Here is a 14,238-nt window from a genome sequence, read left to right on the forward strand (position 1 = left end):
TCAGTTCACCGAATATCCGTTGACCTTGGCCTGGTTCGCGATTGCCTGCTGCCACGTCGGCAGCAGTTCGACGATCGACTTGCCACCGGTGACTGCCGTGGTGATCGTCTTCGCCCAGATCGCTTCCTGGCTGAAGATGCCGTAACCCCAGCCGTCCCACACCTGCGAGGCGGCGGTGACCACCGGCTGCATCGAGGTCGCGAAGTACTTGCTGGACTCCTGCTTCGCCACCCACTTCTCGGCGGCCGGCGCATAGGCGGGATAACCCGGTGCGACATTCACCTGGTAGTCGTCGGCAGTGGTGACGAACTGGACGAACTTCTCGGCAGCCGCAAGGTTTTTGGAATGACTGGAGATGAACCACGTCCCGCCGCCGACGTTGCCGGTGACGGGCTTGTCCTCGCCCTTCCACGGCAGCGGCGCGGCGATGCCGAGTTGCCCGGCGGGCACATTCAGGGACTGCGGGTTGTTGAAGATCGCCCCGGCGTACCAGGCCGGCCCGGGCATCATCAGCACCTTGCCCGAGTACTTCTTCACGAACTCCGGGGTGAAGACGCTCACGACGGGAACGGTCCCGTTCCCACGGAGCGTGTCGAGCATCGACGCCGCCCGCTTGCACTCGGTCGTGTCGGTGTTGACCGTGACCGCCTTGGGACCGGTGACGTCGTTCGCCTGGCATTTGCTGGCCCACAGGAAGACCTCGGGCGTCCACGCGTCACCAGCGGTTCCGATGATGTACCCGGGATGCTGCTTCGCCACCTTCTCTCCGAGCGCCTGGTACTCCTCCCAGGTGGTTGGAACGGCGTAGCCGAACTGGTCCATCAGCTTCTTGTTGTACCAGAGAACAGCCTGCGCGAGATCGTTGCGGACGCAGTACACCTGGCCGTCCACGGTGCAGGGGTTGAGCGATCCTTCGGTGAACTTCGCGAGCGTGTCACCAGGGACCAGACCTTTGTTCAGCACGGCCGCGAATGCCTGCTTGCCGCCGCTCTTCTGACTTGCCCACGCCGCGTCGTTGTTCTGACTGGAGAAGACGACGTCCGGCCAGCCGCTGCCGGCCCGGTCGAAGAGCTGCATCTTCGTACGGAACGAGTTGGATCCGTTCGCCGAACCGTCGTACGAGACGACCTGGATCTTGGTGTCCGGATTGGCCTTCTGGAACGCCTTCGCAGCGGCCTGACGGTCGGCGTCCACCCAGACCGTGATCGTCGAGGAGGTGTCCTGCTTGGCTTCGGGGAAGCCGCGCGACCCGCTCGCCGAGCTGGTACCGCTGCCGCATCCGGCGAGGGCCAGGAGTGCGGTTGCGGCGCAGACCCCGGCGACGATCAACGCCGACCTACGGCGTGAAGGAGCCACCGTGTGGATTCCGACCATGAGATGTCCTTGTCTTGTCGACTCCGGTGACGACCGGAGTGGATCGTGGCCCGACTATAGGGCATACGTATGACGTTTTACCATTGCGGTCGTCACCTGAACAGAGGTGAAGTGGGTCAGCGGCCGAGCCACCCGCCGTCGACCGGAAGGATCGTCCCGGAGACGTAGCGGGCGGCATCCGAGGCCAGGAAGACGGCAGCGCCCGCGATGTCGTCCGCCGTACCCCATCGCCCCGCCGGTATCCGCTCGAGAATGCCCCGGGAGCGGTCGGGATCATCCTGCAATGCCTGGGTGTTGTCGGTTGCGATGTAACCGGGAGCGATGCCGTTCACCGTCACGCCGCGTCCCGCCCATTCGTTGGACAACGCGCGGACCAGCCCGGCCACGCCGGACTTGGCGGCCGTGTAGCCCGGTACGTTGATGCCGCCCTGGAACGACAGCAGCGAGGCCGTGAAGACGATGCGGCCGTACTCCGCCTGCAGCATCCGCCGCCCCAGGATCTGGCTGAGCACGAATGTGCTGGTGAGATCGACCTCCAGCACCTCGTCGAACCAGTCGAGGGGGTGCTCGGCAGCGGGGGCACGGCGGATGGTTCCGGCATTGTTGACCAGGATGTCCACCTGCCGATCGGCCGCTGCAAGGGATTCGGCGAACTCGATCACCGCTGTGCGGTGTGCGAAGTCCACGCGGTACCCGGAGAAGTCGCGGCCGAGCCGGCGTACGCGGTCTCCGATCACCGACGACGCGGGGTCGAGAGTGGCCGACACCCCGACGATGTCGGCACCGGCGGCAGCCAGAGCCTCGGCGACAGCGAACCCGATCCCGCGCTTCGCGCCGGTCACCACAGCGAGGCGTCCGGCCAGATCGAACGGACTCATGACGCGCTCAGCTCGACGAGCAGCTTCATCGCCTGCCCTGCTTCGAGGACACCGAACGCCGACTGGACCTCGGTCAGCGGCACGATGCCGGTCACCAGCTGCTCCGTCGGTATGGTGCCCTCGGCAATGAGTTCGGCGGCGAGTTCGAAGTCCTGTCGCTGGTAGACCCGCGCACCGAGGATCCGCAGCTCCCGCCAGAACACCCGATGGAGGTCCAGCGGGCGGGGTTGCGGATGGATGGCGACCACGACGAGGGTCCCGCGGACCTTGACCAGATCAGTGGCGCCCTGAACTGCGGCGGCAGAGCCCGAGACCTCGAACACGACGTCCGCGCCTGCGCCATCCGTCCACTCCTCCACCCAGGCGGCCTGATCGACGGACGAGGGATCCAGCGTCGCGAGTCCCAGCCGAGCGGCGGTAGCCCTGCGAGCCGGATCGATCTCAGCGATTACGACCTCGGCACCGAACGCGACGGCAACGGTCGCGATCAACACCCCGATGGGGCCGGCTCCGATGACGACGGCCTTGTCGCCGGCCCCGAGCTCCGACCGGCGTACGTCGTGAACCGCGACTGCGACCGGCTCCACGAGCGCGGCGTCTCGCAGCGAGACCCCGGACGGCAGTCGCACCAGCGTCGACGCCGGGACGTTCCAGTACTGCTGGAGGGCGCCAGGGCTGTCGATGCCGATGAAGTCCAGGTGCTGGCAGATGTGCTCGTTCCCGGCCCGGCAGGCGGGACACGTGCCGTCCCAGACGAGCGGCATGACGGTCACCGCGTCACCGATCGACCAGCCATCGATACCGGGGCCCAGGTCGACGATCGTGCCCGACATCTCGTGCCCGATGGTCGCCGGCTTGCTGACGCGGCCGTCCATGTCACCGTGGAACACGTGCAGGTCGGTGCCACAGATGCCGACGTACGCCACGGCGATCCGGACCTCCCCCGGACGAAGATCGGCGGGTTCGCGCTCCTCGACCGCCATCGTCCGGGCGCCCACATAGTTCACGGCCAACATCGCTCTCACTTCCTTCCCGCTCGGCACCGCGGCCGGACCGGCCGACGGGCTTGCGCAGCCTAACCCAGAATCCGCGCAAACATAATACGTATGCTGAAGGGCGATACACTCCGCGTCCATGCACAACGACCAACTGCCCGGCGCATCGACGCCGCCGATGCCGACCCGTAGCCTGCGCACCGGCCACCACCTCACAGAGCTGGGCCTCGGCGCCGCCCAGTTCGGCAACCTGTTCACGGAAACGACCGACGAGCGATCGACGCGCGCCGTCAAGGCCGCACTCGAAGAGGGGATCCGCTACTTCGACACCGCACCGCACTACGGCCTGGGTCTTTCCGAACGCCGGCTCGGACAGGCCCTGGACGACACCGGCGCCGATGTCCTCGTCTCGTCGAAGGTGGGGCGCCTGCTGATGGAGAGCCCGGAGACGGCCGATCGGCTCGACGACGACGGGTTCGTCGTACCTGCGACGAAGCGGCGGGTCTGGGACTTCAGTCGCGACGGGATCCTCCGTTCCGTGGAGCAATCACTCGCGCGCCTCGGCACGGACCGGCTCGACATCGCCTACCTGCATGATCCGGACGACCACTGGGCGGAGGCCTCGTCCGGCGGAATCGCAGCCCTGATGGAACTACGGGATCAGGGCGTCGTCGGCGCCATCGGCGCCGGTATGAACCAGTCGGCGATGCCGGCCGAGTTCGTCCGGCAGACGGACATCGATGTCGTCATGGTCGCCGGGCGGCTCACAGTCCTCGACCAGTCAGCTCTTGACGATCTGCTGCCTGTTGCCCTCGAGCGTGGCGTCGGCGTGGTCGCCGCAGCGGTCTACAACTCCGGTCTGCTCAGCACGGCGACCGTGGACAGCTCCGCGCACTTCGATTACGGACAGGCGCCGAGAGCCGTCGTCGAGCGGGCCACCCGCGTCGCCGAGGTCTGCGGACGGCACGGGGTGAGCCTTCCCGCGGCCGCCGTCCAATACCCCCTACGTCATCCCGCGGTCGTCTCGGTGGTAACCGGCATGCGCACCGAGGAGCACGCGCGCAGTACGGCGAAGAGGTACCGGGAGGAGATCCCGGAATCGCTGTGGGAGGAGCTGCACTCGAGCGGTCTCGCCCCAGATCCGGCCCGGACGAGCTGAGCACATCCACGGTGTACGACCTCTTGTCGCAAACATCATACGTATGCTAACTCTGTTCCGGGGTATCGACGCCCCCTAGAACAGGAAGCGATCGAACATGACATTGAGGTCTGAATCGCGACGCTCGATGACCACGTCCAGACGCCTCAGGGCGGCCGTCCTCGCACTGCTCGGCGCCGGCGCCGTCATCGCCGCGGCGCTCAGCCCGGTGAGTGCGCAGGCCGCGCCCGCGACGGTCTACTACGCAGCGCCGGACGGCAAGGACTCCGCCCACTGCAGCCAGGCGAAGCCGTGCTCGCTGGAGCGGGCGCAGAAGGTGATCCGCCCGGCCGTGAAGCACGGCGACGTCACCATTCAACTTGCTGACGGCAACTATCGCCTCGACGCCCCGCTCCGGTTCGGAGCCGACGACGGTGGCGGCGACCATACCATCCACTGGACCGCCGCGCCCGGCGCTCACCCGGTCATCACGGGAGCGTCCAAGGTCACCGGCTGGTCCAAGTCCGACGCCGGCCCCGGGATCTGGGTGGCCGACACCCCGAGCGGCCTGGACACCCGTCAGCTGTACGTGAACGGCGTGATCGCTCCGCGCGCCTCCATCCGCCTCGCCAACGCGGACGTCACCCCGACGGCGACGGGGATCACCATCAAGAATCCCGCCCTCAGCTATCTCGCCACGCTTCCCGACCAGAGCCGGATCGAGTTCGAATCACTGGGGGACTTCACCAACCGGTACTCGCCGGTCCAGAGCATCAGCCCGACCGAGATCACGATGGCGCAGCCTGCCTGGAGCAACAACACCTGGGGCTGGGACACGGTCCAGAGGTCGTTCCTCGCCGGGCCGTCCTGGTACCTCGACAACTCGCTGAGCTTCCTCACCCAGGTCGGTCAGTGGTACATCGACCCGACCGGCGGAAAGCTCTACTACAAGCCGGCCGACGGTGTGGACCCGAACCAGCTGGACGTGGAACTCCCCCGGCTGCAGTCCCTGATCAGCATTGGCGGCACCTACGACAAGCCGGTCACCGGACTCGCGTTCGAGGGCATCCAGTTCTCCGGGACGTCGTGGCTCGGCCCGTCGGTCGACGGGTACGCCGACCAGCAGAACGGACTGTTCATCAAGGGCGCCTACGACTACCGCCCCGCCGACGCGTTCACGAGTTGCTCGCGCGGCTGTGAGATGTTCGAGCGGGCACGCACCTCGTGGTTCCAGGAGCCGGCTGCGGTGCAGGTGTCGGCCGCCAGCCGTGTCTCCTTCACCGGGAACACGTTCACCAACCTCGGCCAGTCGGCCTTGGGGATCGGGAACGATGCCAACGCAACCGTGACCGGACTCGGGCTCGGAGCGAGCGACATCGATGTGGTCGGCAACCAGTTCACCGAGAACAGCGGCCACGGCGTCGCGGTCGGCGGCGTACTGCCCGACGCCCACCACCCGAGCGACCCGCGGATGACCAACCGGGACATCCTGATCGAGAACAACACGATCAACCGGGTCGGGGTGGACTACAAGGACAACAGCGGCATCCTCAGCACCTACGTCACCGGTGCCAGGATCCTCCACAACGAGGTCTCCAACGTCCCGTACGACGGCATCGACACCGGCTACGGCTGGGGCATCAACGACGCCGGCGGGTCGAACGACTACGTCGACCGCGGCTACTACAACTGGAACACCCTGTACACGACACCGACCACGCTGAAGGACAACCAGGTCGAGGGCAACCTCGTGCACAACACGAAGGCACGCTTCGCCGACGGCGGATCGGTCTACAACCTGTCGGCGAGCCCCGGCACGGTGGTCAGCAAGAACTACCTGTTCAACATCTCGGGTGTCGGCCTGTACCTCGACGAGGGGTCACGCTCGATGACGTACGAGAACAACGTGGTCCAGGGCGGTTCGTTCGTGTTCACCAACGCCTCCAGCCTGCGGAACAACACCAGCGACAACGTCATCCAGAACAACTGGTACAACTCCGGTGGCGCCTCCACGCCCAACGCCGCCGCACACAACAACCAGCTGATCAACAACGTGAAGATCAGCGGCGCCAACTGGCCCGCGGGCGCGCGTGACGTGATCTGCGCTGCCGGCGTCGCACCGCAGTACCGGACGTCGCTCAACGCGAACCAGTTCGGCTTCAGCGGCTGCCCGGTCGACGCGACCGTCGCACCCGGACTGGCCACCGCAGGGACGTCCGCTGTCAGCTCGTACTTCGGCCAGAGCGGCGGAGCCTTCGGGATCGCAGCGGCCGGCGCCGACGTCTGGGGCGCCGGCGGTCAGCACGACGACCAGTTCGGTTCGATCTACCGGGCCGGCTCGCTCGCACCGCAGTCGAGCGTTTCCGCCCGGGTCGTTTCGGTCAACGACGCCAACGTCTGGGCCAAGTCCGGAGTCATGGTCCGCAACGACATGACGAAGGCGGGAGCCTCGGCCGGCTATGCCGTCGTCGCGGTCACCGCTCGCAACGGTGTCGTGTTCGAGTGGGACTCCAACGGCGACGGCTACCTGGACACCGACGCTCGCGCGAGTACCGACAACTACCGTCCGGTTTGGGTGCGGCTCAGCCGCTCCGGAACGTCGTTCAGCGCCTCCTACTCCTACGACGGCCAGAACTACGTGCCGATCGGCGCACCGGTAACCCTTACCTCGGCCGCGGCGCAGCAGGACGCAGGAATCTTCTCCACCTCGCACGACGTGACCCAGTCGGCAATCAACCAGTTCGACTCCGTTGCGTTCGCTGGATAGGCCGCGACTCGCGTCGCCGATCCGCCGCCGAAGGTGTACTGACCGATTGTCACGCAATCCGTAATGCACCGCCGACGCACCCGGTGACCGCAGGCCTTCCTCGCGTGGAAGGCCTGCGGTGTCGGCGTCGTGGGCTTGACGATGACGTTCACGCCGCGGGCCGCGAACTCGCTGGCAATTGCCCGGCCGATCTTGCGGTCCGAGCCGGTAGCCTTTCCCGCATCGCCCCGCTAGCAATCATGGGGGAGTACGGTCCGGCACGGCACGCGTCAAGGGCGCCGACGGCGTCCCTCCGGGATCTTCGACCCTTGACCCGCACCGCCCCGAACCGAAGGTCGGCAGCTATCGAGGCGATGCGGGAGGTCTGCCCGCTTGGTTGACACGTAACCGTCAACCGCAGTCGAGGAGAGGCGTTGCGCGCTATCCTCGAAGGAGTTCAACGAGGAGGTGGTCTCCGTGTTGGCACAAGCCCCCCGTCTGCGGCTGTCGGGGCACGGTGAACGGCTTCGGCTCCGGCAGCGTGGTCCCTGGCACCAAGAGCCGCTAGAGGCTGTACGCGAGTGTTGTCGAGCGTCAATAGCTGTCGACAAGGCGCTTGGTGAGGCGATCCGTGAGGCTCGCGCGGGCGCCTCGTGGCCAGATGTTGGTCGGGTACTCGGGGTCGCCGAGAATGCCGAGACTGAGCAGGACGTTATCGATGCCCTCGCCGAGATGAAGCGCGAGGTGTGGCGTCGCTTCTGGGCGTAGCCCGCATGAGACGTTCGCCCGATGAGTCGGCATGTTGGCCGAGGCGTTGGCAGGCCACCGGACCGCCTACCGCCGTGGGAGGATTTTGGGAGCGAACCAGACGTAACAACGGTCTTGAAGCGGGTCCAACTCGCAACAACCAGGAAGGCGAAAACGCCTTGTAGGTAAGGGAATGAGCGTCGTCCCGCGCAGGCCATCAATGCGACCACCGCCCACGGCACGGAAGAGGTCAGGCTACCAGCGTGACGCGGAGGACTGCCCGCGTAGTTCAGACGTAGGCGTAAGTCCGTGACGCGGGTCGCCGTAGGATCGGCCACACTTGGTCTCATGAAATGGTCGCTCCGAGTTCCCCGGCGCAGATGGATGGTCCCGGTGTTCCTCGGGGTTGCAGCCCTCGCATTGGCCGGTGCATTCATGATCAACGTCGTAGACGAGTACAGCGATCGATCAGTGCTCAGAGCCAGAGGCCAACAGGTCACGGCCACCGTGACCGAAGTCCTCGAGTACAACAGGTCAGACGAGTCGCTAGAGGTTCGCGCCGCTCTGCCAGATGGCCGGCTAGTCGATGTCGACTTCGCCGCGAGCAACCAGCTCGGCACCAAGGTCGGGCAGCCCGTCCAGGTCACAATCGACCCAGGCGACTTACTCCTGAGCATGCCCACGGACCAGCTGAACAACGGACAATCCTTTGCGAGCAACTTGGCTGTAGACAGCGGGCCGTTTGCTCTTTTCGCAATCGGCTGCTTCGTCTTCACCTTCATCAGAGCCCGCGAGAGCTCCCGCCACGATGACACGTAAGTGTCAACCATCGCTCGGCCGACCACCCACCAGTACGACGGTTCGGCACGATCTACGGTTCGGGATTCAACGGGCAGCATCACGAACCGACTAGCCGCAGTGTGCAGCACCCAGGGCAACCAGGGCGGTCGACATGAGCCAGCGACTGCACTTGGATGACGCCTGCCAACGTCTCCACACCGAGTCCGCAACTGGTAGGACGTGGTTGCACGGCTGGTTGCAGTTCACCCACGGCCGAAACCGTTCGAGCAGGTCGCAAGTCAGTGACTCGACGCTCAATCGGAGACAGGTGAACCCCCATGAACCAAGGGAGTTCAAGCTCATACCTCGTGGGCGAGGCACCGGCCGGCGCGCGCCACGCAGCAAGAGCGCGGCGTGGTGGGTGATGATGAGCAGGTGCGTAACAACCTCTCGGCCACCCCGACGTGGGTTGTAGCCCTGATCATGGGGACCGGCTTCGGAGCTGGTATGGGGATCTTCATCAAGAACGACGGTTCGAGCTGGACAGAGACCCTCGTCAGTGGGCTCATCCTGAGCGTCGCCTTCGGCGTCCCCATGGCGTTCTTGTTCGACAAAGAGCAGCGCCAGATGCGCGCGGTCGCGGGCGACATCCCGACCGAAACGTGGAAGTCCGCGTATCGCGCTGCCGCGAGCGGTCCAATCCCCGAGGATCCAGAGGTCCGGGCGGCCGCTCTGCGAATCGCCACTCACCAACTGCGGCAGGACGGACAGATGCCCAGGCCTGTCCGCATCGGCACGGCGCTGCTCGTGCTGACCGCCAGCGTGATCCAGAGCGTGGCCGACTCGCCGTGGTACCTGCTGTTCGCCGTTGCCCCTGTCTTCATACTGATTAGTCACTTGTATTTGCCCAGACGCAGCCTCCGCCGAATCGAGTTGCTGTCCGAACCAACGGCACGTGATCACTGACCAGACACGGCGGCGATCGTTGCACGAAGCGCGAACGCTAGGCCCGCCCTCGGCGAACTGCGCATCGGCGAAGCCACCACTCCACGCATCGACACGATCCTCACCAAGATCAAGACGAACGCCGGCACCTCCACCGCCAAGACCTGCCGCGCGATCATCTCCGGCGCTATGAGATTCGCGGTCCGCTACGGCGCCATCTCGGTCAACCCCGCCCGCGAAGTCGACACCATCGAAGCTCCAGCGAAGAACCCACCCCAAGCCCTCACCAGCGAGGAGGTCACGCTCCTCAGAAAACATCTGGCCGCAGACGACTACGCCGTCCAAGCCGACCTCCTCGACCTGGTCGCCTTCATGCTCGCCACCGGCGTCCGCATCGGCGAAGCCATGGCCGTCCTCTCGCACCAGGTCGACCTCGAAGCCGGCACCGTCCAGATCACCCGCACCATCGTCCGCGTCAAGGGCCAAGGCCTCCTCCGCAAGGCCACCAAGTCCAAAGTCGGCCAACTCGTCCTCAGCCTCCCCGACTGGGCCATCGCCGTACTACGAGCCCACTAAGCGGCCGGCATCCGCCCCGACGAACCCGCCTTCCCCGACACCCGTGGCGGCTACCGCGATCCCACCAACGTCCGCCGCTCCCTCCGCAGCACCCTCTCCCCCGTCGGCAGCACCGCCCGCCGCGACCTCGGCCTCACCATCAGAGCAATCCGCCGCGTAACCGGGCTCACCCGCCAACAAACCGCCGCGACCCTCAACTGGCCCCAAACCAGGCTCGAACTCATCGAAACCGGCCGCATCAAAGTCGACCACCATCTCGCCACCGAACTCCTCAGCGCCTACGGCCGAACCCTCGACGACTTCCCGCCTCTACGTGCCGAAATCGACCAAGCCGCCCAACCATCCGAGGCCGACAAACTGACCTGGATCAGATCCCACGCCCTCCGCAAACCACAGCCACCGCCCTCGATCTGGCCTCTGACCTGCGGTTTTGTCCTCATCAACTCGCAGCGCTGATCGCCACTTGCCAACGTCTCACGGAGCAGCGACGGAGCAGGAGAACGGTCGCGAGCTGCGCCGCAGGTCAGCGGATGTGGCCGATCCTGTGATCGATGACTAGCGATAGCGCCAGCTCCCAGGTGGCCTGGTCCAGGGCTGACGGCTCGAGCTGTGCCTTCACGGCGTACGCATCAAGGATCCGACGCTCTACGGTTTCGACATCCAGACCCGGCACCTCCCTCGACAGTGACCCGACCGATGCGACTTCGAACGGCAACCCGAGGTGGCGGTAGACATCCGCCAATAGCGGTTGGATCCTCGCGTCGTCAGCTACCACGATCAGCGCGCTGAACAGCCAGGCATCACGAACGATGCGCTGTCCCGTACCCACCAGCTTCACCAGACCGCGAGCATTGACGCTGTGGGCACCAGGGCAATATTCACCCGGCACCGCCCCCACTCGTGCATCGATACCCAACTCTCGAAGCACCTCGGCATACATGGCTCCGAATTCCTTGAAGCGGGTCTCCAGGCCCTCCGACGCCATACCCTCAGATTTGACGTGGTCAACAACCAGGGACGCCGAGGTGTAGGCAACTGGACGGCCGCCCACGGCGCGCACCAGGGGTTCGAACCCGGCCGAGCGGGCAGAACGCACCGCGGCCCGGAAGCCGGAATGGCGCGTATCGCGTCGGCCGAAGACCAGAACCGGCTTCGCCGGCCGGTAGACCCGCAACGCTTCCGTCACCTCGCCGACGGACGCACGCCGCACCAGCGCGTGGGCAACCGCCAAGCCTGTAGCCTCGTCGCTACCGCCCAGAGCATCGGACACAAGCACGCCGCCATCGTGCCACTCCAGCGTGCCGGTGGACTGTGGAAACCGTCCACAGCCTCCATTGACTTCTAGCGTGCGGACAGCTTGTTGCCGAACAGTCCAGGTCAGCTCCTTCTGGAGCTACGGGGTCAGTCGGTCGGGCGTTGGGACATGGGGGCTCATCGACTATGTTTCGGTACTGGCCCCCCGCGCCATGAAGGCATTGATTGCCGACCGATGGCGATGTCGAAGGCCGCGACTCCAAGCAACCTGGTGGAGTCGAGCAGGGGCAGCGACGAGATGTCCTCGGTGATCAGCAACGGGATCTCCGTGCAGGCCATCGCCACGACATCACAGCCCTGCTTCGCCAGCCCGTCGATCACCTGCCGGCACTCATCGCGGGACGCCTCGGAGATGACGCCGTTCACCAACTCCTCATAGATGATCCGGTCAATTTGTTCGCGCTGATCCGGCGGCGGGACGACGCAGTCTAATCCTCGGTCTGCAAGCGCCCGCCGGTAGATCGGGCCATCCATAGTCAGCTTTGTGCCCAATACTCCGACAACCTGTCGCCCGTCTCGCACCGCTCGATCGGCAACGACGTCGGCAATGTGCAGACCGGGCAATACCAGTTCTGTGCCGGGCTCTTCCAGCGCCAGGTGGGCCGTGTTGCACGGGCAGACGAAGAAGTCCGCCCCGGCGCGAGCGAGCCGGTCGACGCTCTGCGCCAGCACCGGCCGAATCGAGGCGTAGTCGCCACGGTCCCAGGCGGGGAGGCTGCGTCCCATCGCGATACAGTCAAGGGTCACATCGGGATGCTGATGCGGGCCGATCACGCGGAATCCCTCCTGACAGAAGGTCAGAAAACACAGCGCGGCGCCCTCCGTGGTATGTGCAAGGATGCCCGCGTGAAGAGGTTCCCAAGAGCCAGACGAGACTCTTGTGGTCTGGGCCGTCGGCTCCGGCGATATCAGCTCTCCAGCTCCCATGATCACTGATCCTCCCAACAGTGGTTCACCGGCACGACGAACCGCACGTTACGTCCGCGCCCGCCACTTGCGTGCTTCAAACTTTGAACTGCACGTTCGCTGCTCACAGGTCGAAGCTTGCGGACATGGACAGGTCAGATCCCGCGCCCCGTACCGTTCTGGATCGAATCGGCAATACCGCGCTGCTACCCCTGCGTCGGCTCGGACCGCGCAACGGATCTCGGATCCTGCTCAAGCTGGAGGACAGCAATCCCACCGGAAGCATCAAGGACCGGATGGCGCTCGCGATGATCGAGGCCGCGGAAGCCGACGGCAGGCTGCAGCCGGACGGCAGGGTGGTCGAGTACACCGGTGGCAGCACAGGTGTCTCGCTGGCTCTGGTCTGCGCTGTCAAGGGATACCACCTCGACATCGTGAGCTCTGACGCTTTCGCCGCCGAGAAGCTCGCCCACATGCTGGCGCTCGGTGCCGACGTACACGTGATCGCCAGCGATCACGGCCGCATGACGGAAAAACTCACGCGTGACATGATCGAAGCGGCCCGGATCATCACGGCGGACAGCGGCGGCTTCTGGACCGATCAGCTGAACAACACCGACCAGTTGCGGGCATACCACACTATGGCGGACGAAATCTGGGCACAGACTGACGGTGAGCTGGACGCATTCGTGCAGATCGTCGGCACCGGGGCATCGCTGCGGGGCAACGCCGAGCGGCTGCGGAAGTACGACAGTTCGATCGCCGTCGTCGCGATCGAACCGACCGAGTCCGCTGTCCTGTCCGGTCGCCCGACCGGCGCGCACAAGATCGACGGCGTCGGTGCCGGCTTCGTCGTACCGTTGTGGCACGATGAAGTGGCCGACACGATCGAGCTGCTGTCGACAGAGGAGGCATCGGCCATGGCGGTGCGGCTCGCGCGGGAGGAAGGGCTGTTCGCAGGTACGTCGACCGGAGCCAACGTCCTCGTCGCACTGCGCATGGCCGAACGGCTTCCCCCGAACTCGACGATCGTCACGGTGATGTGTGACACGGGCATGAAATACTTGAGCAAATGAGCGCCTACGCCGCGAACGCAGACCTGTCTGGTGTCTCGGTCATAGCGCTGGACATATTCGGCACCACCGTGGACTGGCACACCAGTGTTGCAGAGCAAGTCGCGCAGATCGCCGGCCGAACGAACGCCAAGGTGTCGCCGGGCCGCTTCACCGACGAGTGGCGAGACCGCTACCTCCCAGCTTTGGATGCGATCAGCAGCGGTGATCAGCCGTGGCGGAACCTCGACGCGCTGCATCGGGAAGCTCTCGACGACCTTCTCGAGGTCCACGGCGTCGGCGACGACTTCGACGACACAGCCCGCCGAGACCTGGTTTTGGCATGGCACCACCTGGCACCGTGGCCGGATGTCGTAGACGGCTTGGCCCGGCTTCGCCGCCGATTCACGGTCGTCACTCTGTCCAACGGTGGCTTGGCTCTCCTGGTACGCCTGCTCAAGGGCGCCGACCTACCGTTCGACTGCGTCCTGTCGGCCGAGATGTTCCAGTCCTACAAGCCGCAGGAGCATGTCTATCGGGCAGCAGCCGACCTCCTCGCGGTCCGCCCTGAGCAGATGCTGATGGTTGCCGCACACACATGGGACATCGACGGGGCACGGCGAGCAGGACTACGCACTGCCTTCCTTGAACGACCAAAAGAAAAGGGACCGGACCGAACCGCGGACCGCGCAGCCGACACAACGTGTGACCTCGCAGTGAGCAGCCTGACAGAGCTTGCGGACATCCTCAGCTGCTGACCGGCATCTCGACGTACCGCGATCAGCCG

General features: G+C 65.6%; 13 protein-coding genes. 8 read left to right on the top strand and 5 right to left on the bottom strand.

Annotated features, from left to right (window positions below):
• The 3 genes from OG817_RS25130 to OG817_RS25140 all read right to left on the bottom strand — a co-directional run bounded on the left by OG817_RS25130 (position 1) and on the right by OG817_RS25140 (position 3,268).
• Entirely contained in the window at positions 1 to 1,374 is a 1,374-nt protein-coding gene (locus OG817_RS25130; RefSeq protein ID WP_406047078.1) for an ABC transporter substrate-binding protein, read from the bottom strand.
• 116 nt (positions 1,375 to 1,490) lie between these two features.
• The gene (locus OG817_RS25135; protein ID WP_406047079.1) at positions 1,491 to 2,252 is read right to left on the bottom strand and encodes an SDR family oxidoreductase; all 762 of its coding nucleotides are present in this window, start codon (positions 2,250 to 2,252) and stop codon (positions 1,491 to 1,493) included.
• The gene (locus OG817_RS25140) at positions 2,249 to 3,268 is read right to left on the bottom strand and encodes a zinc-binding dehydrogenase (RefSeq protein ID WP_406047080.1); all 1,020 of its coding nucleotides are present in this window, start codon (positions 3,266 to 3,268) and stop codon (positions 2,249 to 2,251) included. Before OG817_RS25140 ends, OG817_RS25135 begins: the two co-directional genes overlap by 4 nt.
• A 118-nt stretch (positions 3,269 to 3,386) precedes the next feature.
• On the opposite strand from OG817_RS25140, the gene OG817_RS25145 reads away from it, so the two are divergent.
• The 6 genes from OG817_RS25145 to OG817_RS25170 all read left to right on the top strand — a co-directional run bounded on the left by OG817_RS25145 (position 3,387) and on the right by OG817_RS25170 (position 10,635).
• A complete protein-coding gene (locus tag OG817_RS25145) occupies positions 3,387 to 4,406 on the top strand; it encodes an aldo/keto reductase (RefSeq protein ID WP_406047081.1) in 1,020 nt (339 codons plus the stop codon).
• A gap of 127 nt (positions 4,407 to 4,533) precedes the next feature.
• The gene (locus OG817_RS25150) at positions 4,534 to 7,152 is read left to right on the top strand and encodes a hypothetical protein (protein WP_406047082.1); all 2,619 of its coding nucleotides are present in this window, start codon (positions 4,534 to 4,536) and stop codon (positions 7,150 to 7,152) included.
• Positions 7,153 to 8,226: 1,074 nt separating this feature from the next.
• Entirely contained in the window at positions 8,227 to 8,697 is a 471-nt protein-coding gene (locus OG817_RS25155; protein WP_406047083.1) for a hypothetical protein, read from the top strand.
• 378 nt (positions 8,698 to 9,075) lie between these two features.
• Positions 9,076 to 9,624, top strand: coding sequence for a hypothetical protein (locus OG817_RS25160; protein ID WP_406047084.1), 549 nt, complete (start codon positions 9,076 to 9,078; stop codon positions 9,622 to 9,624).
• A gap of 15 nt (positions 9,625 to 9,639) precedes the next feature.
• Positions 9,640 to 10,179 (top strand): phage integrase central domain-containing protein, encoded by a 540-nt coding sequence (locus tag OG817_RS25165; protein WP_406057495.1) that lies wholly within the window; start codon positions 9,640 to 9,642, stop codon positions 10,177 to 10,179.
• 9 nt (positions 10,180 to 10,188) lie between these two features.
• Positions 10,189 to 10,635, top strand: coding sequence for a helix-turn-helix domain-containing protein (locus tag OG817_RS25170; protein ID WP_406057497.1), 447 nt, complete (start codon positions 10,189 to 10,191; stop codon positions 10,633 to 10,635).
• Positions 10,636 to 10,702: 67 nt separating this feature from the next.
• Here the strand turns inward: OG817_RS25170 and OG817_RS25175 are convergent, their stop codons facing one another.
• Together OG817_RS25175 and OG817_RS25180 are read right to left on the bottom strand one after the other, a co-directional pair.
• Positions 10,703 to 11,455: a biotin/lipoate A/B protein ligase family protein gene (locus OG817_RS25175; RefSeq protein WP_406047085.1), complete on the bottom strand. Its 753-nt coding sequence runs from the start codon at positions 11,453 to 11,455 to the stop codon at positions 10,703 to 10,705.
• A gap of 155 nt (positions 11,456 to 11,610) precedes the next feature.
• Positions 11,611 to 12,267: an aspartate/glutamate racemase family protein gene (locus tag OG817_RS25180; protein WP_406047086.1), complete on the bottom strand. Its 657-nt coding sequence runs from the start codon at positions 12,265 to 12,267 to the stop codon at positions 11,611 to 11,613.
• Positions 12,268 to 12,545: 278 nt separating this feature from the next.
• On the opposite strand from OG817_RS25180, the gene OG817_RS25185 reads away from it, so the two are divergent.
• Entirely contained in the window at positions 12,546 to 13,475 is a 930-nt protein-coding gene (locus tag OG817_RS25185; protein WP_406047087.1) for a PLP-dependent cysteine synthase family protein, read from the top strand.
• Complete coding sequence (locus OG817_RS25190; protein WP_406047089.1) at positions 13,472 to 14,209, top strand: haloacid dehalogenase type II; 738 nt, start codon at positions 13,472 to 13,474, stop codon at positions 14,207 to 14,209. The genes OG817_RS25185 and OG817_RS25190 overlap by 4 nt, the downstream gene beginning before the upstream one ends.
• Positions 14,210 to 14,238: the final 29 nt, after the last annotated feature.

It is taken from the genome of Kribbella sp. NBC_00889 (assembly GCF_045207705.1).
Classification (GTDB): domain Bacteria; phylum Actinomycetota; class Actinomycetes; order Propionibacteriales; family Kribbellaceae; genus Kribbella.

Coding starts and splice junctions, on each gene's coding strand:
- OG817_RS25130 (WP_406047078.1), bottom strand. CDS start 1,374: ATGGTCGGAATCCACACGGTGGCTCCTTCACGCCGTAGGTCGGCGTTG.
- OG817_RS25135 (WP_406047079.1), bottom strand. CDS start 2,252: ATGAGTCCGTTCGATCTGGCCGGACGCCTCGCTGTGGTGACCGGCGCG.
- OG817_RS25140 (WP_406047080.1), bottom strand. CDS start 3,268: ATGTTGGCCGTGAACTATGTGGGCGCCCGGACGATGGCGGTCGAGGAG.
- OG817_RS25145 (WP_406047081.1), top strand. CDS start 3,387: ATGCACAACGACCAACTGCCCGGCGCATCGACGCCGCCGATGCCGACC.
- OG817_RS25150 (WP_406047082.1), top strand. CDS start 4,534: ATGACCACGTCCAGACGCCTCAGGGCGGCCGTCCTCGCACTGCTCGGC.
- OG817_RS25155 (WP_406047083.1), top strand. CDS start 8,227: ATGAAATGGTCGCTCCGAGTTCCCCGGCGCAGATGGATGGTCCCGGTG.
- OG817_RS25185 (WP_406047087.1), top strand. CDS start 12,546: ATGGACAGGTCAGATCCCGCGCCCCGTACCGTTCTGGATCGAATCGGC.
- OG817_RS25190 (WP_406047089.1), top strand. CDS start 13,472: ATGAGCGCCTACGCCGCGAACGCAGACCTGTCTGGTGTCTCGGTCATA.